We start from the raw sequence: 26,308 nt of genomic DNA, 5'->3' as shown, positions 1-26,308 counted from the left end.
TTTGCCCAGGTCAGCGAGCCAGTCACGGAACTCTTCGAGTCAGGCAGCGCTCGGCGGATCACAACCACACGACGATCTCGCCGTCGCGGTCTTCCACCCGGTAGACCGTCACCGACCCGACCGCCCCGTTCCGGCACGTTCCGTCGCCGAACGAGAAGGCGTATTGGTGCAGCGGACAGACGATGGTGCCGAGGTCGAACTGGCCGTCGGCGAGTGGTCCGCCGTTGTGGGGGCAGATCGCGTCGGTGGCGCGCAACGTGCCGTCGGTCATCCGGAACACGGCAATCTGTTTGCCCTGGACCGAGTATGCCCGGCCCTCCCCGACCATCAGGTCTTCCATCAGACCCAGGACCACAGCCGTTCCGCTCGACACGACGGTCATCGTGCAACCACCTCCGGGGACGGTCGGGCACCGCGCGCAGGAACCGCAGGGAGCGGCAACAGCGGTAGCGCAGGCGTGAACTGGGCCGGCGACTTCGGTTCGACGCGATCGAGCCACGGGTCGACGTAGCCGGCGACTGCTTCCTCGATGCGCTCCTGAAGCCCGGCGACCAGACCGTCACGGTCGTCGACCAGAATGGCTCGCAACTCTTCGATCGAGATCCGCGGCACCCACGCGTAGGTGCGCTCCAACCACTTTCCGGTCTCGCGGTAGTGCTGAATGAAGATGCCGCATAACCGGACAACCTCGTCGGGTGAATCGACCGTGGCGAGCAGATCACCCTTGCGGATGTGCGCCCCGGCCGCACCACCGACGTAGATCTCCCACTTCCCATCGCCGATGGCGACGACCCCGAAGTCCTTGCACAGCGCTTCGGCACAGTTGCGCGGACACCCCGTGACTGCGAGTTTCAGCTTCGCGGGTGACTCCAGGCCTTGATAACGCGTCTCGATGTCGATGCCGAGCTGAGTCGAATCGCCGAGACCGAACCGGCAATAGTCGGTTCCCACACAAGTTTTCACGGTGCGGAAGCTCTTGCCGTAGGCGTACCCCGACGGCATGCCCAGGTCGGCCCACACCTTGGGCAGATCTTCCTTCTTCACGCCGAGCAGGTCGAGGCGCTGACCGCCGGTCGCCTTGATCATCGGGATGTCGTACTTCTCGGCCACATCCGCGATCTTGCGCAGTTGCTCTGGCGACGTGACGCCGCCCTTCATCTGGGGAACCACCGAGAACGTGCCGTCGCGCTGGATGTTCGCGTGCACACGGTCGTTGACGAACAACGCTCCCGGCTCACGTTTCCACTCCGCGCCCCAGATCACCCGCAACAGCGACGCCAGTGGCATCTTGGCGGCCGCGTCCTCACCGTCGGGTGCCAACGCGGCGAACACGTCGGTGACCGACCGGAGGTCCTGTCGTCGAATGGCTTCGATGAGTTCAGGTTTGGTCAGCGGGATGCATGGCACGTACCAGTCCGCGGACTTGTCGACGGTCAGCGCGTCACCGGCCGCAAGCTCGACGATGTCGGCGACCAGACCCTTGCATGAGCCGCAGCCCTTTCCGGCGCGGGTCTTGGCGCAGACGTCGCTGACGCTGGTGCAGCCCGACGCGACGCACGCCACGATGTCACCCTTGGTGACGCCGTTGCAGTTGCAGACCTGGACGTCGTCGGACAGCTCGGCGGCACCCGTTGCCGCGCTGGGTGTTCCGAGATCGAAGAGCATCGAGATGCGCTCGTCGGGCAGCGGCACCTTCTCGTCGAAAGCCTGGGTCAGGAAGCTGGCCTTCGAGATGTCGCCGAGCAGCATTGCGCCGATGAGCTTGTTGTCGCGCACCACGACACTCTTGTAGATACCGCTGCGCGGTTCGTAGAACTGGACGAACTCGTCGTCGTCGCGTTCGGGCCCTTTGACACCCATCGCCGCGACGTCCACGCCGGCGACCTTCAACTTCGTCGTCAGGCGCGAACCATGATATTCCGCAGCAGGATTCGCTCCGGTGATGACATCGGCCAGGACCACCGCCTGCTCCCACAGCGGAGCCACCAAACCGTAGACCTCGCTACGGTGCTGCGCGCATTCGCCGACCGAGTAGATGAATGCCTCGTCTTCGCAACGCATCTGATCGTCGACCACGATCCCGCGTTCGACCACCAATCCGGCACCGCGAGCGATCTCGACGTTGGGCCGGATGCCGGCGGTCACCACGATCATGTCCGCGGGAAGCGAACCGCCGTCGGTGAAGCCCACACCCGCGACCGTGCCGTCGTCGGCGCGCAGTACCGAGGTCGTGCGTTTGCCGGTGAGCACCCCGACCCCGAGTTCCTCGATCTTGTTGCGCAACACCCGACCACCGCGCTCGTCGAGCTGCTGATTCATCAAGTGGCCGGGCGAATGCACCACGTCGACATCGACGCCCTGCGTCTTGAGACCGTAGGCAGCCTCCAGACCGAGCAGTCCGCCGCCGATCACCACCGCCTTCACGTGATCGCGCGAAGTCGCCATCTGCAGCATTCCGTTGGTGTCCTCGATGGTGCGAAAACCGAAGACCCCGCGCGCAAGTCGGCCGTCGGGCTCGCGCAGGCCGTCCATGTTGGGAAAAAACGTGTGCGATCCGGTCGCGATGATCAGGACGTCGAACCCGATGATCCGACCGCTCTCGCACCGCACGCTCTTGGCGAACCGGTCGATGGATTCGGCACGGTCGCCGGCATGCAGCGTGACCCCGTTCTCGGAGTACCAGGCCATCGGGTTGAGCATCAGGTCGTCGTCGTCCGTGGAGGTTTCGCCGGACAGCACATGCGACAACATGATTCGGTTGTAGTTGCCGTACGGCTCGTCGCCGATCATCGTGATGAAGAACTGGTCGCCGCCCCCGCGCGCGAGAATCTCTTCGACGGTGCGCGCCCCGGCCATACCGTTGCCGACCACCACCAGCCGGCGTTTGGGCGCTGCGTCCGGGTCCCAGTTCGACGGCTGCATCAGAAGGTGACCATCCCGAAGTCGATCACAACTTCGCCGCTGGTGCCCTCCGGCGCTGCGAGCACGAGTTCCAGGACACTGTCGGGGTCGACGTCCTCCACGACGCGCAGCGGCACATTCACCGACGACTTGGCACCCATCGGGAAAATCCGCATCGGCGAACCGTCGCGCATGAGCGTGACGTAGATGAGGTCATCGGAGCTGTTGCCGCCACGAAAGTAGAGTGGCTGCGCCGTCAGGCCAGATGGCACCGTGTACGTCAGCGACGGGTCGATGGGGCCGGGTTTGGTGAGCCCGGACCCGGCGAACGCGAACACGCCCTGGAGGAAGTGCGGAGTGCTGGACATACCCGCCACTATCCCGAGTACGCGTGAAATGCCACTTGCGGCGATGTTACGGGGGCGTTGTCAGGCCCTCACTGCACCGCGCGTCGACTGTGCGTAGAGCCCCCGCTTGCGCAGGCGCGAGCTTGCGAGCCTCGAAGCCCGTTGGTGAGCTGAGAGCGTTGTCTCACCAGCCCTTCGATCCCTCGGCTGGCGCCTCGGGCACCTCCGGGAGCGGGAGGGGGCACCACAGCGGGAGAGGCACCTCGGGGAGCGAACTGTCAGCGCTTGCGCCACCCCGCCGCACCGACCATGTCGGCGACCTGGGTGAACTTCACACGGGGGCGGCCCTGTTCGGCGCCGCGTCGGCGTTCGGAACGGTCGATGGCGCGCATGCCGCGGTAGCCGATCACGCGCCGCACGCGGCGTCGGATGAGCGCCTGGAACTCGCCCGGATTACGCGTGGTCCTGCGCAGGGCGCCCGACGCGGCGTCGGCGATGAAGTCCTCGACCGTCGCCTGTGCACACATCTTGTTTGCGCCGATGCCGCCGCTCGGGCCGCGCTTGGCCCAGCCGAGCACGTAGACGCCGGGGATGACGTCGCCGGAAACGTCGGTCATCCGACCGTCGACGTTGGGGAAGATGCCGCGCTTGTCGTCGAAGGCGAGGCCCTTGATCGGTGTGGAGCGGTATCCGATGGAGCGCACCACGAGGTCGGTGGCAACGGAATGGCGGTGTTCGCCCGACCGCAGGTTCACCGATTCCACTCGCTCATCCCCGACAATCGACTCAGGAGTGGTATGGAACAGGAACACGATTCGACGACGACTCGGGTCGGCCGGACCGGTCAGGTCGGGCACGTCACCTCCGGAGTGGACCACCACGTCGACGCCCGGGATCTCCGACAGCGCACGGTATTCCGCTGCCGTGTAGGCGGCGTCCTCGGGACCCCGACGACCCAGCAGAACCACCTCGTGGACGTTCTGTTCCCGCAGGATGTCGAGCGCGCGGTCGGCGATGTCGGTGGTGGCCAACAACTCCGGCGGCGACACCAGAATGCGTGCGACGTCGAGCGCGACGTTGCCGGTTCCCACGACCACCGCCCGACCGGTGGCCGGATCATCGTCGGAACCACGACGAATGGGCGGACCCTGCTCGGCTCCCGGGACCGCGTTGTACCAGGCCACGAGTTCGGTGGCCGACGTCGAGCCGGGCAGATCCTCGCCGGGGATACCCAGGCGACGTGACTCGCTCGCACCGACCGCGTAGAACACCGCGTCGAAGTGGTCGGCGAGTTCGTCGGGCGAGATATCCTTGCCCACAGTCACATTGGTGAGCATGGTGACGCGCGGGTCGCGGTAGAGCAGGTCGAATCCACGCAACACCCCTTTCGTGCCGGGATGGTCGGGGGCCACCCCGGCACGAACGAGTCCACCCGGTGTTGGCAGCTTGTCGAGGACGGTGACGTGCGCCTCGGTCCGGTCCAGCAGGGTGCGCAGCGCGTAGCCACCCGACGGCCCGGTACCGACCAGCGCAACCCGCAGTCCCGCAGGGAGCTTCGGAATCTCTGGGTAGCTCACCGGACCCCAGCCGGACTTCACGTCGGCGTTGTTCTTGTAATAGTCGGCATTGATCTCGATGAACACCTGATCGCGGGCGCCGAGACGGTCGGCCGGGTAGATCGCGTCGACCGGGCAGGCATCTGCACATGCGCCGCAATCGATGCACGCCTCGGGATCGATGTGCAGGATGTCGGAGCTGCCGAACCCGCGTTCCTCGGGCGTCGGGTGGATGCAGTTCACCGGGCACACCGAGACGCATGCTGCGTCGCTGCAGCAGGATTGAGTGATGACGAACATCAGAGCATGTGCACTTTCCGGTAGTAACGCATAGCCGGGCGCGTCAGGAGTCCCACCTCGTCGAGGAACTCCATGAGATGCACGCAACTCGACCGGACCATCGACTGGAAGTGCGAGTTGGAGTTCATCTCCGCGACCGCACGGTCCGCGTCGAGTCCCGCATCCTCGAAGGCCTTGCGCTGCAACAGACTCGAGACGATGAAGTAGGCGCCGAGCGCAACATACAGGGCGCTGAACTGGCGTCGGAACCAGCCGACACCCTGCATCGACTCGCGCACTTCCTCGCGCGCGAACTTCATGTGGCGCGATTCCTCGAGCACATGGATCTCGTTGACGGTGCGGATGAACGGCAGCACCCGGTCGTCGCGCATGCAGCCGCGCTGGAAGACGTCGAGCACTTCCTCGGCGACCAGGATGCCAGCGTAGGCGACCTCGTTCCTCGCGGTTCGCTTGAACAGTTTACCCAGGCGCCCAACCCATTTGGTGGGCTTGTAGGAGGTTCCGACCATCTTCTCCGACGCCTTGGCGAACATGATCGAGTGGCGGCACTCGTCGGCGATCTCGGTGAGCGCGAACTGGAATTCGGGGCTGTGATACGCGCCGAGGTACTGGTCGCGGATCACCATCTCCTGCAGGATCATCTCGAACCAGATGCCGATGTTCATGATCGACGCGAACTCGTGGCGGGTCACCGAGATCCGCTGCTCCTCGGTGAGTTCATCCCAGTACGCCGTCCCGTACAGCGACGACCATTCCGGGCTGCAGCCGTACTTGGTGGGGTCCATCGGCAGCGACCAGTCGATCTCGGTCATCGCATTGCGCGACAGCCGCGCGGCCGACGCGAGAAGACGCTCGGACACTTCCTGGGTGCCCTGGTCATGCATGCTCACGACGTTGTCGATGGGCGCCTGCGGCTCACCGGCGTGGGTGCGGTCCATAGCGGCAGTCATCTGATTCGCCTCCAGTAATCGTGACAACGTGTGATGTTATGACAATGCTTGTTGTCAAGATAGCACCGGGCTGTGACCGAGTAAACAGGCACAGGAATATACTGGCGAGTAAGTTAGACCGAGGACCTCATCGACGCAGGTCAGAAGGCAGGAGACGGATATGTCATCGATTTTCATCACCGGCGGCGCAGCGGGCATCGGACTGGCCACCGCGGAGCGTTTCGACCGGGAGGGATGGACGATCGGTGTCTACGACGTCAACAAGGACGCGCTCGACAAGGTCAAGGCGAACCACCCCGATTGGATCGTCGGCGAACTCGACGTCCGCGACGAGGCCCAGTGGGCGCACGCGCTCGGTGAGTTCACCGAGGCGACGGGTGGCACGCTCGATGTCCTCGACAACAACGCGGGCATCCTGCACGAGGGTCCGCTGACCGAGATCTCCCCCGACGCGATCAAGCGCCAGATCGACATCGACGCGCTCGGCGTCGCCCTCGGGGCTCAGGCCGCGCACCCGTACCTGAAGGCGACGCCCGGTGCACACCTGGTCAACATCGCCTCGGCGTCGGCCATCTACGGGCAGCCCGACATCGCCGTGTACAGCGCCACCAAGTTCTTTGTCGCCGGCCTGACCGAGGCGCTCGAACTCGAGTGGGAGCCCGACGACATCCGCGTCGTCAGCATCTGGCCGCTGTGGGCCAAGACCGCGCTGGCCGCCGCCGACGCCAAGTCGACCAAGACCCTGGGCATCCGGATCACGCCCGAGCAGGTCGCCGACAAGGTGTGGGAGTCAGTACATCCCACCCGCCAGGACAAGCTGCTGCACCGGACCAGCTACGGCGTCGGTACCCAGACCCTGGTGCTGGGCAACGCGGCCAAGTTCATCCCGAACTTCCTCAACCGCGCCGTCAACAAGTTCATCGCCCAGTAGGAACCGGCCGGCGGCGGCGATCGTGGGGGCAGGAAGGTGGGTCGGGCCGGTGGCCAGGATCGGGCCCCTGACGGTGGTCCTCCGGGTATTTCCCGGAAGCACTCGCTCACGGCCCGATCTCAGTCACCTGTCGTCGCGTTCCGCCGAACGCGACGACAGAAGCAGGCGCCCCACGAAAAGTAGGGGACGAAACTTCCTCCCCTGGCCTTGGAGTCCTCCCCCGGAAAATTCTCGCGGACGACTACGAAACCCGGGGACGAAGTTCCTCCCCTAGATTTTGCGGCACGACACTATCGCATTTGCCCAGTTCAGCGCGGTGGTCGCCGAACACTTCGCATCAGTAGTCGGTCGACGTCGACGATGCGCCGACGACCAGACCCAGATAGATCACGTTGATGACGAAGTACGCCAGGATTCCGACAAGTGCGATCGCACCGATGATGATCCCGGCGATGGCCAGCCCGTCGCCTTCTTCGGTTCCGTTGGAGTTCTTGATCTGATTGCGCGCGATGAGGCCGAACACGATCCCCAACCAGCTGAGACACCCACACCCGGCGAGCGACACCACGAGCGCGGTGATCGCCATCGCGTTGGTCCGGCGCACCGGGGCAATGACTACCGGCGGCCCGTACGCCGGCTGTCCGTAGTACGGAGCACCGTACGGTTGCACGGACGGCGCGCCGTAGGCCGGCACCGGCGGTAGCGCAGCAGACGACGGCGGGGGCAACGGAGGCAGCGATCCCGACACCGGCGGAGGCGTGATCGGCATCGAGAGCGGCGGGGTCCCCTTGTCCAAGCGGGGCGGCGTCACCGGTCGTTGGTTCAGCTGGGTCGGCTCCCATTGCGACGAATCATCACCGGACGAACCGCCGTAATACTCGGGCATTCTGATTGGTCCCCCCGTTGGTTGGTGCACCGACGTGGTGCCCGGTCATCGTAACCAGCCCATGACCGATCCGAACGGTTGGTCACGCACGTGAACGACCGCCCCCGGGCACAAGGCCCAGGGGCGGTCGGTGGTTCGTTTGTCGCGACGGTCGGCGGCGCGACCGTCGGGCAGCTCTAGATCAGCGACGGTCCAGGTCGATGACGCCCGCACGGGCAGCCTTGACCAGACGACGCGGAATGCGCTGCACGACGCCGTTCACCTTCACCTCTTGCAGTGCGGGATTGTCCGCCTTCCACTGCGAACGACGGCTACGGGTGTTGGCCCGCGACATCCGGCGCTTCGGTACAGCCATGGTTGAGCCCTTCTCCTACGGTGGTCTGTCTGGGATCGATCAGCTGGCGCGATGATCCCTGGTCAGTGCGCCTGCAGCCCGGTGGGCGCGTCACACAACCTCACCAGACTACCCGGCAAGGACGGCAACCTCCAAAACGAGGCTTGTCAGTAGTCGGTGCTGGTGTCGAAGGCGAAGCTACCGATCACGCCGGCGAACACAAGAATCCAGTAGATGATGAACAGCACGGTCACAATGGCGCCGATGATGATTCCGGCCAGCGCCATCCCGTCGCCGGTCTGTGTGCCGTTGGATTCCTTGATCTGCTTGCGTGCGACGATGCCGAGAACCAGGCCGACGATGGCGGTGAGGCCACAGCACACCAAGCCGACAATCGAGCACACCAAAGATGCGATTGCGAGAGGGTTGTTCTTCGCCTGCGCCGGGTACCCCGGTGCGCCTGCTGCCGGGTAACCCGAAGCGCCGTATCCGGGCTGACCGTACGGGCTGGCGGGCGGGGTGCCATACGACGGCGTGCCATAGGACGGCGGCACGTTCGGGTCGGACGACGCGCCGGGGTCCGCACCGTAGGACGGCGTCGATGCACCGTAGGAGGGCGTCGAACCGGGGGCGCCGTAGGACGGCGTCGAGCCCGGTGCACCGTACGACGGCGGAGCGCCGTACTGCGACGGATCCGACGAAGGCGTGGACGGCGATCCGTAAGACGGCGGCGGTGTCTGCGAGACCCGGGTGGCGTCGTAGCCACCGGCGGGTGGCTGCGGTGTGCCATACGACGGCGGGGGCGGGCTGCTCGGCGAGCCCTGCGGTGGGTAACCCTCGCCCGGTCCGGTCTTGATCACTCGCGTCGCGTCCCCGGACGGCGTGGCGGGTGGCTCGTACGATTCGGGTTCCGTGGGCTTCTTCTTGAACGGATCCTCGTCGCCGGTCGGGTTCGTCATCGGCTTGGCCTTTCGAAACGCGCGGCTCCCCGAGACGCGCAGACGGATCGGTACCGCAAGGCGCGGCACGTCGGATACAGCCTAGTCAAGATTGTTCCGATCCCCCTCGGAAAGCAGCCGAAAATCAGTCGTCAGTACGACCCGGCAATGATCGCGATGAGAAGAACTGTGCAAATCACCGAGAGCGCAAGACCGATGCCACCTGTGATGAGACCGGCCAACGCGTTTCCACTGCCGCTCTGCGCGCCGGCTGAATCGTCGATCTCGCGTCGCGCTTTGACTCCCATCACCAGTGCGACGATGCCTGCGGGGCCCGAGATCGGGAGAGAAAAGCAACTCAGCAGGAAAACGCAGACCAGGCTGACGATTCCGCAGATGAGCGCGGCCGTCGACTTCCCGTTGGTTTGTGCAACCGGCTGCCCGTAGCCATAGGGCGTCGCCCCGTATCCCCCGTACTGCACAGGGGACGGGTACTGCGGATACCCGGGTGTCGACGGGTACTGGCCGTACGGGTTCGGCGACGCTGCTCCGTAGTAGCCGTCGGACCCCGGTGCCGCGACCGGCGGTAGCGGCGGATTGGATCCGTAACCGGCCAGGTACGGATCGCTCGACGGGTCCTGATAGGTCGGCTGCGCTTGGTAGGTCGGGGGCGCTTGATAGGTGGGCGGCGCTTGGTAGGTCGGCGAGAACTCGGTGGGTGCGTACGGCGTTGCGGGCTGCGCCGGTGCGTCCTTGTTCAGCGAGACCCATCCGTCGTCCTGGTGGCCCGATCCCTGTCCAGGCGTGTTGGTCACGCTGACCCTCCTCCACGATCGCCCGATTGATGTGCATTTCAGGGTAGTGAATAAGCTCGGCTGGTGTCAGGCGTGGTTTCCGGGTTCACCGTCATCTTCATCGTGGTGGGCATCGGATACGTGCTCGGACGGACACGCCTACTCGGCGACCACGCCCACGAGGTCCTGTCGCGGCTGGTGTTCTTCGTCTGCACCCCGGCGCTTCTCTTCCATTCGCTGGTGACCTCGGATCTGTCGGTCATCTTCTCGTCGACCCTGGTCATCGCGGGCGGTAGCGCACTGACGATCGGGCTGATCTATCTGGTCGTCGCCCGATTCTGGCTGCGGCGCGCGGTTCCGGAGCTGGTCATCGGCGCGTTGTCGTCGTCGTACGTCAACAGCGTGAATCTCGGGCTCCCGATCGCCATCTTCGTGCTCGACGACGCGACGTTCATCGCGCCGCTGCTGCTTTTCCAGATCCTCATCTACTCCCCGATCGCGCTCCTGGCCCTCGACCTCACGGCGCTCGATCGTGGCGCGCACCGCTCGCTGTGGCGCGACGCTGTCGTCACCCCGCTGACCAATCCGATCGTCATCGGCGGGGTGACCGGACTTGTCGTCTCGCTCATTGGCTGGATACCGCCGGCACCGGTACTCGAACCCCTCAAGATGCTCGGAAACGCCTCGGTGCCAGGAGCATTGCTCGCCTTTGGACTCTCCCTGACCGGTGTGACGGTGTTCAAGAAGGGCGAGAGCCCACGACGCGACATCGCGCTCGCCACCGCCCTGAAGATGCTCGTCATGCCGGCGCTGGTCTACGTCGTCGCGCGTTGGGGCTTCGGCCAGACCGGGCATCAACTCTTCGCGCAGGTGGTGATCGGTGCGCTGCCGAGCGCGCAGAACGTGATGGTCTACGCGACGCGATATCGGCGCGGTCAGATCCTCGCGCGCGACACCGCGCTCATCACCACCCTCGCGTCGATCCCGGCGATCGCGATCATCTCGCTGGTGCTTGCCTGACGGGTTGACCGGCCCAGGACTCGAGTCGAATTGCCTACTCGTCGACCGGCTTACGTTTGACGTCGACGCCGCCCATCAGCGCCAGACCGGTGACGCGCACCGTCGGTGCGCCAGGCGCGCCAGTCGCGTTCGCGCCACCGAAACCCCCCATGATGCCCAGACCACCGACGTCGACGGTCACGTCCTCCGGGACGGTGATGTCGACGCCGCCCATGATCGCCACGCATTGGATCGTCAGAACGGGCTCGGTGAACTCGACCTCGCGCAAGTCGATCTCAACCCCGCCCATGATCGCGGTCGCACTCAGGTGTCCGGCGACGGGAGCGGTCCCTTTGAGTTCGCTGCCGGACATGATCGCGAGCCGATGACGAACGATTGCCGGGCTGTCCGCCCTGCCGGTCACCCGCGTGCCGCGCGTCGTGTCGACCACGGGCCAGGTGGGCAACGCGACGCCGAGCTGGGCCACCGGAAGATCGTCGGTGAGTTCGTCGAGGTCACCAAAAGTCTTGGCCATAACGGCTTTTCCGGCGCGTTCCTCGTACTCGGCCGGCGAGAGGTTGCCGCCCGCCATCGCGGCCGACAGGATCTCGTGCACCAGTTCGCGATCGGCATCGGCGGCTCGCAGACGCGCGCGACGGTCGTCGGACGGAAGGTCGGGAGTGGTCACGATCCCGACACTAGTGTCGATTCCGGCCGACGACCACCGTGGAAACCCGGAGAATGGCCCCCAGAATAAGGCCCCGAGACAACCCTTACCCAGGAGACGACAGATGAGTACGCCCGGCCCGCCGTACGGCCCGTACCACCCACCGGTTCCGTCTCCTTCCCCCTACACCCCCAACCCGTACCAACCGTTCCAGCCAGTCCCGGCGAAGAAGAACCGGTCGCGAATGAAGCGAATCGGCAAGTGGATGACATGGATCGGCGCCATCATCCTCGTGGCCTGCGTCGCGACCGGGATCGTGCTCGCGGTGATCGGGTTCAGCAAGATCGCCGGCCAGGCCGACGACATCTTTGCCATCGACACGACGACGACCCGCACGTTCTCCGATGGAGATTCGTTGCAGCTGTTCGCCCCCGAGGACAGCGTTACCCCGACCTGCACCTTCGACGGTCCCGCCGACGTCACCGGAGGTTCGGAGGTCAGCACCAACTTCGGCTACGACGGTCAACAGATCGAATCGTTCCGCACCGTCGAGATCAAGGCGAGCGGCTCCTACACCATCACCTGTGATCGACCCGCCTACGCAGCGCCCGCACTCAGCGCCGGCGAGATCGCGATGAGTGTCGTCGGCATTCTGCTCGCGGTGTTCGGCGGCGGATTCGGTTTCATTCTGACCGTCGTCGGCATCGTGCTGTGGGTGGTCGGTGCGCGGTCGGCGAGCGCGTAGGTCACCCGGTTGGCCCAACCGCGGGAACGCACCGCGACCCCGTCGGGAATCTGTACCCCTCAACCAGACCACGTGCACTGTGCACGTGGCCAGCCTCCCAGGTACAGATTTCCGCAGGTCGCCGCGGCGGTTACCCAACCTCTCGGATCAGCGACCCAACCGCCGAGGTGGGAAGCGCGTCATCGTCGAGCATGGACGCACGATCCGTCCACGTGGTTGCCATGAGTGCGCAGCGGCGGCATCATCGTCGGCGGCGCGAACCGGCACCACAAAAGTAGGGGAAGAAACTTCTTCCCCTACCCTTGGAGTCCTCCCCCGGAAAATTCTCGCGGACGACTATGAACCCCGGGGAAGAAGTTCTTCCCCTAGATTTTGCGGGCACGACGGGGGCTCATTTCCGCAGCTCAGCGGGGCGGTCACCGAACTCTTCGAGTCAGGGGCAGGCCAACCGGGAGTGTCAGCCGCGCCGGCGACCCCGTCGTGAGCGGAGGTAGTCGCCGACGACGGCCGCGCCCAGCCCGTCGACGTCGGGGGCCACCACCCGGCCGCCGATCCGACGAGCAATCTGATCCATGAAGTGCGCGAGTCCCGGGTCTTCCCCGAGCCGGAAGAACGTCACCTGCGCGCCGAGACGAGCGACGTGGTCGAGTTCGCGAACGGTGAGTGCGATGGTCTGCGGGTGCGGCGGGTAGTAGAAGAACGGTTCGCCGCTGGGGTCGAGGTGAGCGGTCGGCTCACCGTCGGTCACCACGAGCACCACCGGCTGCGCGTTGGGGAAGCGACGCAGATGACGCTGCGCGAGCAGCAGCGCGTGATGCAGGTTGGTGCCCTGCTCCATCCGCGGCTGCAGCCCGGTCAGTTCGGCGATGTCGATCGACCGCGCGTACCGCCCGAACGCGATGAGATGCAGTTCGTCACTGCGGAATCGGGTGGAGATCAGGTGGTTGAGCGCAATCGCGGTGCGCTTCATCGGTGTCCAGCGGCCCTCCATCTCCATCGAGAACGATGTGTCGACGAGGAGCACGACGGCAGCCTGGGTGCGGGTCTCGGTCTCGGCGACCTCGACGTCGCGCACGTCGATGCGTACGCCCTCACGCGCCATCTCGGCAGTCGTCAGCGCGGGCTCGGTGGTCTCGGACACGGTGCGCAGCACGGCATTCGACACCGTGCGGGTGACGTCCCACGGATCGGTGTCACCGAACACCCACTCGCGAGTGGCCCCCGTCGGCTCGCCGAGAAGGCCGCTGCGTCGGGTCTGACGATCTCCGCGTCGACCCGAAAGCTGTTCGGCCACATCCTTGAAGATGGTCTGCCCGAGCTGCCGCATCGCCTTGGGGCTCAGTCGGAGCTGCCCGTCGGAGGTGCGGTCGAAGAACCCTTGCTCGTTGAGTGCCTTCTCGAGTTCCTGCAGGGTCCGGGCGTCGACGGCCGCGTCCTCACCGAGTTGACGGGCCAGGGCGTCGAGGTCGATGTCGTCGAGTTGCGCGCCCGCATACTGCTGGGATAGCTGCTCGCTGAGTGCGTCGAGTTCGGAGATGTCGCGCAGAGCGGCCGCACCCTCCCCCATCCCCATCGGCTGGTCGCCGGAGAACGACTGCCCGTCATCCCAGCCGAGACCAGGACGCGCCTCTCGCAACGCCGAATCCATCTGCGCGAGTTGGTTCATCAGTTCCGGCGACCCGAACGCCTGCTGCGCGAGCTGATCGAGTTCGGCGCGTTGCTCGGGCGTCAGCGAGTTGTAGAACTGCTGGGCCGCGGCGGCGCGCTGAGCCAGCGAGTCGATGAGTTCGTCTGTGTTGCGCGGATTCTCCGGGAAGAAGTCGCCGTGTTTGTCCATGAACTCGTCGAACTGCTGCGTGGTGTCCTCACCACGATTATGCGCCTCAAGGAGCTCGTTCAGATCGGAGAGCATCTCCGAAACACGTTGGCGGTCTTGCTCGGTCGCGCCTTCGAGGGCTTCCTTCATGCCGGCGAAGCGCTGGTCGAGCATTTCGCGCCCCAGGAGATCCTTGATCTTCTCGAAGTCTTCGCGGGCTTGCGGTGAGCGCCAGTCGTATTCGGAGAGTTCTTCGACAGCCTGCGCGGTCGACGGCGGCAGGTTGCCGATCTGCATCTCGGCGAAACGTGCGTCGTCGTCGAGGTCACGGGCGAGTTGTTTGCGTTCCTCCAGAACTGCATGGTCGAGGAGTTCGCGGATCTCGTTGAACGTCCCGTCGAGGTTGCGGCGCTTGAGCAATTCCTGCCGCCGACGATTGATCTGCTCGCGCAGTTTGTCGAGCCCACGCATGTCCGGGGTGCCGCGACGCAGGAACTCCCGCAGCGCTCGCTGCGGTGAGGCACCCGCCATCACGTCGTCGCCGATCTCGGCAAGCGCATCACGCAGATCGACGGGAGGCGCCAGCGGATCGGGCCCACCGCTGTAGCGCTGATACCGAGATCGATGAAAGCTCTTGCGCGCCATGCTCACTCCCTCACCCGTAGAGCGTCTGACCAGATTCGTCGGCCTCCTTGCCGATCCGGCGGGCCAGGTAGAGGCCTTCCAATGCGAGTTCGACGGCGCTCGCGCGCTCACCGTCGGCCTCGGCGTCGAGGCGCTCGGCGATGTCGTCGAGCAGTTCCGACGTGGTTTCCGCCGACGGGATCGAACCGAGGAAGTCGACGGCCGTGACCCGATCCCCCGTGACGACGGGTTCGCCGCTCTCCAGCGCATCCACCAGTGGCGCCATGTCGATGCCGCCGAGATGAGCACGAACTGTGTCGGCGATGGACTTACGCATCAGGTGTTCGAGGATCTCCAGCTCACGACCCTCCTCACCGGACTCGAACTCGATCTTGCCGCGCAGCACCTCGATCACCGACTCGAGGTCGACGACCCGCGCCACGGCCTGCTCCTCGCCGGTCACCGCGGAGCGGTGCAATGCCGCTGCCGCAACGGTTTCCGCGCCGGCGATGGAGAATCGGGCCGACACACCCGACCGCTGATCGATCGACGGATGATCACGCGCATAGCGGGTGAAACGCGCCAGGATCTCCGTGATGAAGGTCGGGACGGTCGCGGTGAGGTCGGCTTCCTGCTCGATCACGGCGATCTCGTCGTCGAGCTCGATCGGGTAGTGGGTCCGGATCTCGGCGCCGAAACGGTCCTTGAGCGGCGTGATGATCCGACCGCGATTGGTGTAGTCCTCCGGGTTGGCGCTGGCCATGACGAGAACGTCGAGCGGCAGCCGCAGCGTGTAACCCCGCACCTGGATGTCGCGTTCTTCCATGACGTTGAGCATCGACACCTGGATCCGCTCGGCGAGATCGGGCAGCTCGTTGATGGCGACGATGCCGCGGTGCGCACGTGGGATGAGCCCGAAGTGGATGGTCTCGGGGTCGCCGAGGCTGCGGCCCTCGGCCACCTTCATCGGGTCGATGTCGCCGACCAGGTCGGCCACCGAGGTGTCCGGGGTGGCCAGCTTCTCGCTGTAGCGCTGGCTGCGGTGACGCCACTCGATCGGCAGATCGTCGAGCAGGTTGGCGGCCTTGCGGATCGACGCCGGGGTGATCGGCTCGTAGGGATGCTCACCGAGTTCGGAGCCGGCGATCACCGGCGTCCATTCGTCGAGCAGGCCGGTCAGGGTGCGCAGGATGCGCGTCTTGCCCTGACCACGTTCGCCCAGCATCACGACGTCGTGACCGGCGATCAGGGCACGCTCGAGCTGCGGGATCACTGTCCCCTCGAAGCCGACGATGCCCGGCCACGGATCGGCGCCCGTCCGCAAGGCGGTCAGCAGGTTGTTGCGGATCTCGTCGCGGATGCTGCGCTGGATGTGGCCGCTGGCGCGCAGCTCACCGACGGTTCGGGGCGACGGATGGCGGGTTTCGGTGGTCTGGGAGGTGTTGGTGATGAGATTCTCCTCTGGCACCTCGTCCACGGTACTCCGCGACCGGCGATCGGTGCCGACCCTATTTCTCCCGCCACCCGGGATCGCGGCCGATGAAACCGGCAAGGCGGACGACGACGTCCGCGTCGTCGGGCACCTCGACCCTCGGCCCGTACTGCCCGGAAGCCCGCAGCATGTCCTCGATCCCCGCCATCCCGTCGAGGAGTTGCTGCGCGAACGCGGGGTCGAGGGCGGCGTCGACACCGGCCGCCTCGGCGAGATCCCAGGTGTGCATGAAGACGTCGGCGGTGTAGAACCGGTCGATCGCGTCGGCCAGACGATGGGTGCCGGCCATCGGATGGGTGAACTGTTCGTCGGCTCGGTCACCGTCGAGCAGATCCTGGACGGCGGCGGCATGTGCCACCCAGGCCGCCACCGGATCGTCGGCGACGGCAGGCCCTGGGGCGAGCACCACACCGCCGCCGGCGAGGAAGCCGGGGAACCATTCGACGAGATGTCCGACGACGTCGCGCGCCGCCCAGCCGTCGACCGGGCTCGGCGCGTCCCAGTCGGAGACCGAGTCCGCGACGGCCCCGAAGCGCTCACTCACCTGCCGATGGCGTTGCGCGGCAGAGAGTTCCACCAGTGCCATGATCAGATCACGCCGTCGGCGATGAGCTTCTGCAGTGCGGTGTAACCTTCGTTGACCCCGACCTCCATGCCGGAGGCGAGCCAGCCGTCGCGGGCTTCGAAGCTGTCGCAGAGCGATTGCGCATGCAGGCGGGTGATGCCGTCGCCGAGGTCCTCGAACCAGAGGGTCTCGAGCGCGACCTGGTCGGGCATGCCTTCAAAGGTGAAAGTCTGGACGATCTTGTCGTCCGACACCGTGTGGAAGCAGCCGCGGAAGCCGAACTCCTGGCCGTCGTGTTCGGAGACGTAACGCCAACTCCCGCCGTCACGCACGTCCCAGTCGATGATCCGGCTGCTGATCGCATCCGGGCCGACCCAGCGGACGAACAGTTCGGGGTCGGTGTGCGCCTTCATCAATTGCGCTGGGGTGCCCCGGAAGTCGCGGGTGATGCGGATGATGGGCACCTCCTTGTCCGCCTCGATTGTTGCCTCGGGGTATCGGGTGGTGGTCATGACGCCTGTCCTTTCGCTCGTGGTTGTTCGTCGCCAGGCGCTGCACCTGACGGGCCTTCGTTCAGTTCGGCCAGCAGTACGTCGAGACGCTGGTAGCGCTCCTCCGCACGTCGGCGATACCGCTCGATCCACTTGGTCATGAGGTCGAACACCTCCGCTTCCAGATGGACCGGGCGAGTCTGGGCCGCACGGCTGCGAGTCACCAGTCCGGCGTCCTCGAGCACCTTGAGGTGCTTGGACACCGCCTGGATGCTGACGTCGTACGGCTCGGCGAGTTGGCTGACCGTCGCGTCGGAGACCGCGAGCCGGGCGACCATGTCGCGTCGGGTCGGATCTGCGAGCGCAGCGAACACCTTGGACAACTCGTCTGCCACGTCATCTCCTGACATTCGGCCCGATCGCTTCGCTCCCGGTGCCGTTACTCAACCGTTTGGTTGAGTACGAGCCTGCGCCTCCGCGACGTCGTTGTCAACCCTTTGGTTGAATAAAAGAGGAAAGGGGGCCAGCACCCCGTCAGTTACCTGTACGCCTCAGTCTGACCACGTGCACTGTGGACCTGGTCGACCTCCCAGGTACAGATTTCCGACGGTCGGTGGAGGTCCGTCACGTAACCCTTCGAGTCAGGCAACCGGCCCGACGGGCTCATCTCCACGCAGCGTGATGCGGTGCATGACGCGACGCGAATCTCCGTAGTCGCGGTTGGCGTAGTGGACGGTGTTGCGGTTATCCCACAGCACGAGATCGCCCAGGCGCCAACGATGTCGGACGATGTGCTCGGGTTTGGTCAGGTGTGCGTAGAGCAGGTCGAGGATGCCTCGACTCTCCGCGTCGGACACACCTTCGATGTGCGAGGTGAATCCGGGGTTGACGAACAACGATTTGCGACCGGTCTCGGGATGGACCCGCACCACCGGGTGCGAGACCGGGGTCAGTTCGGTGACCTCGGCACCGTCCCATTCGTTGCCCTTACCGCCACGGCGCTGCTTGAGGTAGTAGCCGAACTCGCGGCTGCCGTCGTGCACCGCGGTCAGGCCGTCGATGAGCGTACGAATGGGCTCCGACAGCGACCGATAGGCCAGTTCGGCGTCGGCCCAGTTGGTGTCACCGCCGTTGCGGGGCAACACAACTGGACGCAGGATCGAGCCGAGTGGTGGTCGGGGCATGAACGTGACGTCGGTGTGCCAGACGTCGGCGAATCCGTTGTCGGCGGAGTCGAGCGAGTACACCTCGTCGGGGACGTCACCGCTGTCCCACACCGGGTGTCCGACGGTGAGGTCCCCGATGCGGCGCCCGAAATCGATATGGGCCGCGTCGTCGAGCTGCTGGTCACGCAGGACGATGACCTTGTAGTCGATCAGCGCCCGCCGGATCGCCCGGACCTCGTCGTCGGACGCGTTCGCGACGTCGATGCCGCGCAGTTCGGCACCGAAGTGGGGCCCGAATTCGTCGACGTCGAGTTCGACGCCGGAGGTGATGGTGCCGGCATTCTGATCGGATGCGGCGCCCCGATCGGATGCCGGCACGGCAGAGTCAGAGATGGAGATTGTCATCGGAGTTCCCTTGTGTCGTCAGAAATGACGTTGGATCGTGCAGGTCAGGCGCGGAATCCGGGAACTTCGGGAGGAGAGCCGTGATGGGAGCCGTCCGACCAGTTCATCGCGTGGTGGCGCATGTTCGCGGCTCTCCCTCCGGTTGCTGTGCAGTGGCTACCACGCCTTTGTAGTGCAGGATTTGATTGTCACACAGCATTTGTCGCAGCACGATTTAAAGGCGCCGGGATTACCGGGTCACCGGCGACGCCGCACGAACCTCGCCTCGCGCCGCGGCGTCGAGACCGTAGTGACCCGCCAGCGTCGAACCCGTGTACTCGGTACGAAAACGCCCGCGCTCCTGCAGGATCGGCACCACCTTGTCGACAAATGCCTCAAGTCCACCGGGCAGGTACGGCGGCATGACGTTGAATCCGTCCGCGGCACCCGCATCCACCCACTCGATGAGGTCGTCGGCGATCTGTTGCGGCGTGCCGGCGAGGGTCCGATGCCCGCGGCCGCCGCCGAGCCGGCCGATGAGATCCCGCACGGTGAGATCTTCACCTTCTGCCAGTGCACGCACGAGACTCGAGCGGCTCTTGTTGCCCTCGATCTCCGACTCCTGCGGCAGGGGCGGCAACCGGTCGTCGAGCGCGATCCCGCTCAGGTCCTGCCCGAAGAAGACCGAAAGCTGTCGCAACGCGTAATCGGGCGAGATGAGCGTGGTGAACTCGTGCTCGAGTTCGCGGGCCTGCGCCTCGGTGTCACCGATGTACGGCACGATCCCCGGCAGTATGGCGATCTCGTCGCGACCCCGCCCATACTGCGACGCACGGTTCTTGAGGTCGTCGTAGAACGCGGTGCCGTCGGCAACAGAGCGCTGCGCGGTGAACACCACTTCCGCGATCCTGGCCGCAAGGTCTTTACCCGACTCCGACGACCCGGCCTGCACCAGCACCGGCCGACCCTGCGGGGAACGCGGCGAATTCAACGGACCGCGGACGGTGAAGTGCGGGCCCACGTGGTCGACGGTGTGCACCTTGTCGGGGTCGGCAAACAACGCCGCATCGACGTCGAGCCGTAATGCGTCGGACTCCCAGCTGTGCCACAGCGCGGTGACGACATCAACGAATTCCTCTGCACGCGAATACCGTTGCGCATGCTCGGGAGTTCCGTTGAACCCGAAGTTGCGTGCCTCGTCCGCGGTCGCCGACGTGACGACGTTCCATCCGGCCCGCCCGCCGCTGATGTGCTCGAGCGAGGCAAAGGCACGGGCCAGCGTGTACGGATGGTTGTAGCTCGTCGAAGCGGTCGCGATGAGACCGATCCTCTGGGTCGACCCGGCGATGGCCGACAGCAAGGTGATCGGCTCGAACACCTGCTGCGAGTTGCGCGCGACATTCGGTCCCACCGCGAGGATGTCGGCAAAGAACACCGAATCGAGAAGCCCACGTTCGGCGAGCTGGGCGACCTCGATGTAGTGCCGCGGGTCCAGCACTCGTTGCTCATCTGTCAGCGGATGCCGCCACGCGGCTTCGTGGTGCCCGACGCCGAGCACGAACGCATTCAGATGCAGTTGACGAGACATGGTGTGTTGTTGTCCTTTCGACATGGTTCAGTGACCGGGGTCGACCCGCCACCGCGTGAAGTACCGTTCGATGAGCACCAGTACCGCGTTGAAGATGACGCCCACCACCGCGATCGCGACGATCCCCGCATACATCTCCGGGATCTGGAAGCTGAGCTGCGACGCCATGATGAGGAAGCCCAATCCCGATTGCGCCCCGACCATTTCGGCGGCGATGAGCACGAGGATCGACGCCGCGGCCGAGAGGCGCAGCCCGGTGAAGATCGTCGGCAACGAGGCCGGCAGCACGACTTTGGCGAAGAGACGTGCCGGCGAAAGACCCAGCGAACGAGCCGATTTGATGAGCAGCGGGTCCACATCACGCACCGCCGAGATGGTGTTGAGCAGGATCGGGAACAGGCACGCGTACACCACCAGCGCGACCTTGGAGGTCTCCCCGATCCCCAGTACGAGGACGAACACCGGCAGCAATGCGAGCGGCGCGATGTTGCGGAACAGTTCGAGCGCCGGGTTGAGCCATTGGGCAACGAGCCGGTACCAGCCGATGAGCAGGCCCAATGGAATCCCGATCGCCACCGCGATCAGGTAGCCCGCCAGGGCGCGACTCAGACTGGCCGACACATGCTGCCACAGTTGGCCGTTGCCGATGAGCTCCCACAGGGCCTGGGCAACGGTGGACGCCGGCGGCAGGAAGGTGGGATCGACCGCGCCGATGCGTGGTGCAACCTCCCAGATCAGCGCCAGCACCAGCAGAACCAGCGACACCCGCACACCCTTGCCCGCCACCGACGACACACGATGCCACCACGCCGCTCGATCGTCCGACGCCTCGGCCACCACAGCGGCGGAGTCCTCCGTGGTCTCCGGCACAGCAGTCGCCTCTTCGATGTGCTTGTCGGACAGAGCCAACTGCACGCCGCTAGACATTCGACGCTCCCACCAGACCACTTGCATTTCGCTGTGCGGCATCTCGCTGTGTGGCATCCCGCTGTGTGGCATCCCGCTGTGTGGCATCCCGCTGCGTGGCATCCCGCTGCGCCCGGAGCGCAAGCCACAGATGGTGGCGGTACTCACGGAACTGAGCCGACGACCGCAGGTCCTCGATCCCCTCCCGACGAAGGTCGATGTCGACGATCTCGGTGATCCGGCCGGGCCGCGCCGACAGCACGGCCACCCGGTTCCCCAGGTAGACGGCCTCATCGATGCCGTGCGTGATGAACAGGATGGTCTTGCCGGTGGCCCGCCAGATCTTGCGCAGCTCGTCCTGCAAACCCTCCCGGGTCTGCGCGTCGAGTGCGGCGAAAGGCTCGTCCATCAACAGGATCTCGGGTTCGTAGGCGAGGCTGCGGGCGATCGCGACCCGCTGTTTCATCCCGCCGGAGAGCTCGTGCGGGTAGTGGTCACCGAAACCCGTGAGACCGACGAGCGCCAGGTATTCGTCGGCGATCTGCCGTCGCGCCCGCCGCCGCACCCCCTTGGCCTCCAACCCGAATTCGATGTTGGCCCGGGCAGTCCGCCACGGCAGCAGCGCGTACTGCTGGAAGACGATGCCCCGATCCAGGCCGGGCCCGGTGATCGGCTTGCCGTCGAGCAGGATCTCCCCCGCCGTCGGGCGGGTCAGGCCGCCGATCAGGTCGAGCAACGTCGATTTTCCGCTGCCGCTCGGGCCGACGAGCACCAAGAATTCGCCCGGCTGCGCGGCAACGGTCACATCCGCGAGCGCGAGGAAGTCTGGCTTGCCCCGTGCCGGAAACACCTTGCGTACGCCGCGCAGTTCCAATTTCGGTGTCTGCTCGGTCATGTCATCTCACCCCCGGTATTTGTTCCATCTGTGTCCTGCCGGAATCGGCCGACGCCAGCACCGGCGTCAAGGCGCGAGCCGTGTACCTCATCACCGGTACGACCCGGCCGATCAACTCCCGGTTGAGCCGTGCGCTGCGCGCCTGCACGCCGATCGACGCGCATACCCGGCCAGCGCCGTCGAACACCGGTACGGCCACCGCGGTCACCCCCGATGCGGTGGTGGCCATCGAATAGCCCCGCCGGCGAACGTCGGACGACGCGGCGCCGCGTCGCAGTGCGGGCCGACGACCGCCGGCATGGAAGGCAACGATCGCCTGCCCCATCGCGCTGGTGTCCAACGCCGTTCTCGGTTCCGGGATCTGCTGGTTGCACCACCGAATCGGCGGATGCGCCGAGTAGACCGTCACGGCTTCGCCTTTCACCTCCATGCCCAGGCTCGCGGTGATGCCGATCTCGGCCGCCAGTTGATGCAGATGCGGAGCTGCCGCACTGTGATCGAGTTCCGGCAATGCGCGTGCGGCCAGGTCGACGATGCCGGGCCCGATCACATAGTTGCCGTCAGCCCCCCGATCGAGCAGACGACCCTTGACCAGAGCTCCGACGATGCGATGAGTGGTGCTCACGGGCAGACCGACCCGATCGGCCACATCGGTGAGCGACATTGCCGCGTCCTCACCGTCGAAGGCGAAGAGCACGGCAATCGCCCGCTCGACCGACTGAGATCCGGTGCGGGCCTTCTGGTTCAGATCCATGATGGCCTCCTTCTCGACCGGTGGGCACTCAGCGGTGAGCTGTCGCGTCCAATGCTCACCCACAGACCGATGCGGGTGAATCCTTGTGTGCAGGGTGAACTTTTCCGACCCGATTGGCCCGAGAATCGCCGTTCGTTTCCACAATGTGGATGCCCTCCTTGCGCCCGTGTGGCGCCGATCGATAGTCGAGAAGAACGGCAGTCCAGACCGCCGATACGGCTCACCGATCAGGAGACAACAACCATGACCTCAGTCATCGAGAACCGCCAGACGGATACCGCACAGCTCACCGTCGAACCCATCGCGGGTTACCTCGGAGCGGAGGTATCCGGGATCGACCTGAAGGACGACATCACCGCCCAGGTGGGTGATGCGCTGCGGGACGCACTCTTCGAGCACAAGGTGCTGTTCTTCCGCGACCAACGGCTCGATCACGACCAGCAGATCCGCTTCACCGAGTACTACGGCCCGGTGACCGGTGCGCATCCGCTCGGCTACACCGACAAGTCGCCGGCCGGGTTTCCGGAGATCCTCGAGGTCGACTCGCGGACGTACGCGAGCCGTGCGGGCGGGCGCCAGTACAGCTATGCCAGCTTCTGGCACCAGGATGTGACCGCGCTGGTCAATCCGCCGGCGGTGACAGTCCTGCGTGCGGAACTGGTACCCGAGTTCGGTGGCGACACCACCTGGGCCGACCTCGCTGCCGCATACGACAATCTGCCTGCGTCGCTGCAGCGATTCCTGGAAGGGCTCAACGCCGAGAACCGTTTCGGCGGGCGGGCACCCCAGTGGAGCGACGGATCGGAATCGGAGAGCCTCACCCGGGACAAACCGATCATCAGCGAGCACCCCGTGGTGCGTGTGCATCCGGTGACCGGCCGCAAACTGCTCTACGTCAACCCCGGATTCACCAGCCGCATAGTGGGACTGAGCGCTCGGCGCAGCGACCGCATCCTCGACCTGCTGTTCGACGAGGTCACCAATCCCGCCTACACCGTCCGGATCGCCTGGACGCCCGACAGTGTCGGCGTGTGGGACAACCGCGCGACCATTCACCTCGCCCCCACCGACCTCGGGCATCTCGACGTGGTGCGGGTGTTGCATCGCACCACCGTCGAGGGCGACATACCCGTGGGAGTCGATGGGCGAAAGTCGAATTCCGTCTCGGGCGAACCCTTCTTGTCGACGCGTCGCTGAGTTTTCTTACCTGCCAACCCATCATCGAACACGAACGGACAACCATGACCATCACAGACGACACGACCATCATCGATCTCGAATTGCACCGCGCAGCAGGCAACATCGGCGCCTACGTTGACGGCATCGACCTGTCGCGCGAGCTGCCACCGCAGACCGCCGACGCGCTCGTCGCGGCACTGCACGCACACAAGGTGCTGTTCTTCCGGGATCAGCACGACCTCGATCACGCTGCGCAGATCGCGTTTTCGCGCATCTTCGGGGCGGTGACCGACTCGCACCCCTATGACGACGACGCCCCCACCGAGTTCCCGCAGATCCTCACCGTCGACAACCGCGAGTACGAACGCAAATTCGGGGTCAAGGCCGCAAGCTACACCAGCGAATGGCACACCGATGTCACCCCGCTCGTGAATCCACCGGCGGTGACCATCCTGCGCGCCGACGTCGCACCGGAGCGTGGCGGCGACACCAGTTGGACGAATCTGGCTGCCGCATATGCGGGGCTGCCGGAGTCGCTGAAGGAACTCGTCGACGGACTGCGCGCCGAACATCGGTTCGGAGGACGCAAACCGGTGTTCACCGACGCCAGCGAGTACGGGCGCAAGGTGGCCTCCGCACCGCTGGTCGCCGAGCACCCGGTGGTGCGGGTCCATCCGCGGACCGGGGAGAAGATCCTGTTCGTGACACCCGGGTTCACCAGCCGCATCATCGGCTACTCGCGCCGCCAGAGCGACGCCCTGCTCGATCTGCTGTTCGACGAGGTGACCAACCCCGCCTACACGGTTCGATTCCGTTGGCGTGCGGGCAGTGTCGCGGTCTGGGACAACCGAGCCACGGCACACCTGGCACCCAGCGACATCAACCACCTCGACGTTCGACGGACCCTGTTCCGGACAACCATCGAGGGTGACGTCCCCGTTGGCCCCGACGGCAGCCCATCGGTGGCCGTATCCGGTGATCGCTTCGTGGCGCGTGACTGACCGGGCAGAGACAGGAGATACGAACATGACTCGCACCTGGCGTCCACGCCGCGCAACTGCGTTCCTCCTCGCTCTCGTCGCCTTGGCGGCGGCTGTCGTCACCGCCTGCTCGCCCAACGCGACACAGGTCGAGGATGGCAAGGTGGTCATCCGGTATCAGGGACAGACGTCGGCGGTTCGATGGTACGAATTGGCCGACGCGCTGGGGTATTTCAGCAAGATCAAACTGAAGTGGGTCGGCGACACGACGAGTGGGCCGCAGGATATCCAGTCCGTCGCCACCAACCAGGTCGACGTGGGTGCCGCATTCAACGGGTCGGTGGCCAAACTCCAACAGGCGGGTTCACCTATCACCGCGGTCATCTCGGATGTGGGCTCCGACCAGCAGACGTTCTCCGGCTACTACTCGCTGGAAGGCAGCGGTATCAAGGCGCCTCGCGATTTCATCGGCAAGAAGGTCGGGATCAACACCCTCGGCGCCTATCACGAGTACGTCATCAACGCCTGGCTTCATCGAAACGGGCTGTCGGATGGCGAGATTCGGCAGGTCGGCCTCACCGTGGTGCCACCCATCAACACCGAGCAGGCGCTGCGCTCCGGCCAGATCGACATCGGCAATCTCGGCACCATCTTCAAGGATGTGGCAGTGCAGGCAGGCGGGCTGCACGAACTGTTCCGCGACACCGATCTCATCGGATCGCTGGCCATTTCGACCACCGTCCTCCGCAAGGACTTCATCGAACAGAACAAGGATGCTGTCGTCGATTTCGTGCAGGGCTACGCTCGAGCCGTCCGGTGGGCGCAGCTTCATCCTCGCGAGGAGGTGGTCGCCAAGCTCACCGAGATCATCAACAAGCGTGGGCGTAACGAGAACACAAAGTTCGTCGCACAGTGGAAGAGTGCGGGAATCCCGGTGCCCGGCGGGGTGATCGATCCGAAGGAGTTCAAGGTTTGGGTCGACGAGGGCGTTCGGATCGGGCAGATCGAACCAGGCCTCGACGTCGCGACTCTGTTCACCAACGGTTTCAACCCGTACGCGAACGGCACCTATCCCCCAGGCTCGGACGAGAACGGCAATCCCATTCCCCCGCAGCGCTGA

General features: G+C 65.5%; 26 protein-coding genes. 6 read left to right on the top strand and 20 right to left on the bottom strand.

Annotation, left to right across the window (positions count from 1 at the left end):
• Positions 1–58: 58 nt before the first annotated feature.
• From MKW15_RS04520 to MKW15_RS04500, 5 genes are all read right to left on the bottom strand, one after another.
• On the bottom strand, positions 59–382 hold the full coding sequence (locus MKW15_RS04520) for a Rieske (2Fe-2S) protein (RefSeq protein WP_240856386.1): 324 nt from the start codon (positions 380–382) through the stop codon (positions 59–61).
• Positions 379–2,922: a nitrite reductase large subunit NirB gene (gene nirB, locus MKW15_RS04515; protein WP_240856385.1), complete on the bottom strand. Its 2,544-nt coding sequence runs from the start codon at positions 2,920–2,922 to the stop codon at positions 379–381. Before nirB ends, MKW15_RS04520 begins: the two co-directional genes overlap by 4 nt.
• Entirely contained in the window at positions 2,922–3,269 is a 348-nt protein-coding gene (locus tag MKW15_RS04510; protein ID WP_240856384.1) for a molybdopterin oxidoreductase, read from the bottom strand. Before MKW15_RS04510 ends, nirB begins: the two co-directional genes overlap by 1 nt.
• A 257-nt stretch (positions 3,270–3,526) precedes the next feature.
• Entirely contained in the window at positions 3,527–5,104 is a 1,578-nt protein-coding gene (locus MKW15_RS04505; protein ID WP_240856383.1) for a 4Fe-4S binding protein, read from the bottom strand.
• A complete protein-coding gene (locus tag MKW15_RS04500) occupies positions 5,104–6,054 on the bottom strand; it encodes an AurF N-oxygenase family protein (protein ID WP_240856382.1) in 951 nt (316 codons plus the stop codon). The genes MKW15_RS04505 and MKW15_RS04500 overlap by 1 nt, the downstream gene beginning before the upstream one ends.
• A 160-nt stretch (positions 6,055–6,214) precedes the next feature.
• On the opposite strand from MKW15_RS04500, the gene MKW15_RS04495 reads away from it, so the two are divergent.
• Entirely contained in the window at positions 6,215–6,985 is a 771-nt protein-coding gene (locus tag MKW15_RS04495; RefSeq protein WP_240856381.1) for an SDR family oxidoreductase, read from the top strand.
• Positions 6,986–7,322: 337 nt separating this feature from the next.
• Here MKW15_RS04495 and MKW15_RS04490 read toward each other — a convergent pair whose 3' ends face one another.
• The 4 genes from MKW15_RS04490 to MKW15_RS04475 form a co-directional block, all read right to left on the bottom strand.
• Positions 7,323–7,871, bottom strand: coding sequence for a DUF4190 domain-containing protein (locus MKW15_RS04490; RefSeq protein WP_240856380.1), 549 nt, complete (start codon positions 7,869–7,871; stop codon positions 7,323–7,325).
• A gap of 181 nt (positions 7,872–8,052) precedes the next feature.
• Positions 8,053–8,226 (bottom strand): 50S ribosomal protein L32, encoded by a 174-nt coding sequence (gene rpmF / locus MKW15_RS04485; RefSeq protein ID WP_240856379.1) that lies wholly within the window; start codon positions 8,224–8,226, stop codon positions 8,053–8,055.
• Positions 8,227–8,372: 146 nt separating this feature from the next.
• Positions 8,373–9,164, bottom strand: a complete 792-nt coding sequence (locus tag MKW15_RS04480; protein WP_240856378.1) for a DUF4190 domain-containing protein — start codon at positions 9,162–9,164, stop codon at positions 8,373–8,375.
• A gap of 131 nt (positions 9,165–9,295) precedes the next feature.
• The gene (locus tag MKW15_RS04475; RefSeq protein WP_240856377.1) at positions 9,296–9,958 is read right to left on the bottom strand and encodes a DUF4190 domain-containing protein; all 663 of its coding nucleotides are present in this window, start codon (positions 9,956–9,958) and stop codon (positions 9,296–9,298) included.
• A gap of 63 nt (positions 9,959–10,021) precedes the next feature.
• Between MKW15_RS04475 and MKW15_RS04470 the strand changes: the two genes are divergently transcribed.
• The gene (locus tag MKW15_RS04470; RefSeq protein ID WP_240856376.1) at positions 10,022–10,957 is read left to right on the top strand and encodes an AEC family transporter; all 936 of its coding nucleotides are present in this window, start codon (positions 10,022–10,024) and stop codon (positions 10,955–10,957) included.
• Positions 10,958–10,991: 34 nt separating this feature from the next.
• Here MKW15_RS04470 and MKW15_RS04465 read toward each other — a convergent pair whose 3' ends face one another.
• On the bottom strand, positions 10,992–11,624 hold the full coding sequence (locus MKW15_RS04465; RefSeq protein WP_240856375.1) for a DUF1707 SHOCT-like domain-containing protein: 633 nt from the start codon (positions 11,622–11,624) through the stop codon (positions 10,992–10,994).
• 103 nt (positions 11,625–11,727) lie between these two features.
• Here MKW15_RS04465 and MKW15_RS04460 point away from each other — a divergent pair, with 103 nt between their 5' ends.
• A complete protein-coding gene (locus MKW15_RS04460; protein ID WP_240856374.1) occupies positions 11,728–12,348 on the top strand; it encodes a hypothetical protein in 621 nt (206 codons plus the stop codon).
• A 457-nt stretch (positions 12,349–12,805) separates the two neighbouring features.
• Here the strand turns inward: MKW15_RS04460 and MKW15_RS04455 are convergent, their stop codons facing one another.
• The 10 genes from MKW15_RS04455 to MKW15_RS04410 form a co-directional block, all read right to left on the bottom strand.
• Positions 12,806–14,809, bottom strand: a complete 2,004-nt coding sequence (locus MKW15_RS04455; RefSeq protein WP_240856373.1) for a vWA domain-containing protein — start codon at positions 14,807–14,809, stop codon at positions 12,806–12,808.
• A 10-nt stretch (positions 14,810–14,819) separates the two neighbouring features.
• The gene (locus tag MKW15_RS04450) at positions 14,820–16,265 is read right to left on the bottom strand and encodes a sigma 54-interacting transcriptional regulator (RefSeq protein ID WP_240856372.1); all 1,446 of its coding nucleotides are present in this window, start codon (positions 16,263–16,265) and stop codon (positions 14,820–14,822) included.
• A gap of 31 nt (positions 16,266–16,296) precedes the next feature.
• Positions 16,297–16,866, bottom strand: a complete 570-nt coding sequence (locus tag MKW15_RS04445) for a maleylpyruvate isomerase family mycothiol-dependent enzyme (RefSeq protein ID WP_240856371.1) — start codon at positions 16,864–16,866, stop codon at positions 16,297–16,299.
• Positions 16,867–16,868: 2 nt separating this feature from the next.
• The gene (locus tag MKW15_RS04440; protein WP_240856370.1) at positions 16,869–17,357 is read right to left on the bottom strand and encodes an SRPBCC domain-containing protein; all 489 of its coding nucleotides are present in this window, start codon (positions 17,355–17,357) and stop codon (positions 16,869–16,871) included.
• Positions 17,354–17,731, bottom strand: coding sequence for an ArsR/SmtB family transcription factor (locus MKW15_RS04435; RefSeq protein WP_240856369.1), 378 nt, complete (start codon positions 17,729–17,731; stop codon positions 17,354–17,356). The genes MKW15_RS04440 and MKW15_RS04435 overlap by 4 nt, the downstream gene beginning before the upstream one ends.
• Before the next feature lie 246 nt (positions 17,732–17,977).
• Positions 17,978–18,907, bottom strand: coding sequence for a TauD/TfdA dioxygenase family protein (locus tag MKW15_RS04430; RefSeq protein WP_240856368.1), 930 nt, complete (start codon positions 18,905–18,907; stop codon positions 17,978–17,980).
• Positions 18,908–19,136: 229 nt separating this feature from the next.
• Entirely contained in the window at positions 19,137–20,474 is a 1,338-nt protein-coding gene (locus tag MKW15_RS04425; protein ID WP_240856367.1) for an LLM class flavin-dependent oxidoreductase, read from the bottom strand.
• A 27-nt stretch (positions 20,475–20,501) separates the two neighbouring features.
• Complete coding sequence (locus MKW15_RS04420; RefSeq protein ID WP_240856366.1) at positions 20,502–21,401, bottom strand: ABC transporter permease; 900 nt, start codon at positions 21,399–21,401, stop codon at positions 20,502–20,504.
• On the bottom strand, positions 21,394–22,275 hold the full coding sequence (locus tag MKW15_RS04415) for an ABC transporter ATP-binding protein (protein ID WP_240856365.1): 882 nt from the start codon (positions 22,273–22,275) through the stop codon (positions 21,394–21,396). The genes MKW15_RS04420 and MKW15_RS04415 overlap by 8 nt, the downstream gene beginning before the upstream one ends.
• Before the next feature lies 1 nt (position 22,276).
• Positions 22,277–23,029, bottom strand: coding sequence for an IclR family transcriptional regulator (locus MKW15_RS04410; RefSeq protein WP_240856364.1), 753 nt, complete (start codon positions 23,027–23,029; stop codon positions 22,277–22,279).
• Positions 23,030–23,272: 243 nt separating this feature from the next.
• Here MKW15_RS04410 and MKW15_RS04405 point away from each other — a divergent pair, with 243 nt between their 5' ends.
• From MKW15_RS04405 to MKW15_RS04395, 3 genes are read left to right on the top strand one after another with little or no spacing between them, the layout of a single operon-like run.
• Entirely contained in the window at positions 23,273–24,226 is a 954-nt protein-coding gene (locus tag MKW15_RS04405; RefSeq protein ID WP_240856363.1) for a TauD/TfdA dioxygenase family protein, read from the top strand.
• A gap of 44 nt (positions 24,227–24,270) precedes the next feature.
• Positions 24,271–25,209, top strand: coding sequence for a TauD/TfdA dioxygenase family protein (locus tag MKW15_RS04400; protein WP_240856362.1), 939 nt, complete (start codon positions 24,271–24,273; stop codon positions 25,207–25,209).
• A 25-nt stretch (positions 25,210–25,234) separates the two neighbouring features.
• A complete protein-coding gene (locus tag MKW15_RS04395; RefSeq protein ID WP_240856361.1) occupies positions 25,235–26,308 on the top strand; it encodes an ABC transporter substrate-binding protein in 1,074 nt (357 codons plus the stop codon).

It is taken from the genome of Gordonia gummivorans (assembly GCF_022513585.1).
Classification (GTDB): Bacteria; Actinomycetota; Actinomycetes; order Mycobacteriales; family Mycobacteriaceae; genus Gordonia.
Note: the sequence above shows the minus strand (reverse complement) of the source record. Positions and strands in the feature narration are given on the sequence as shown.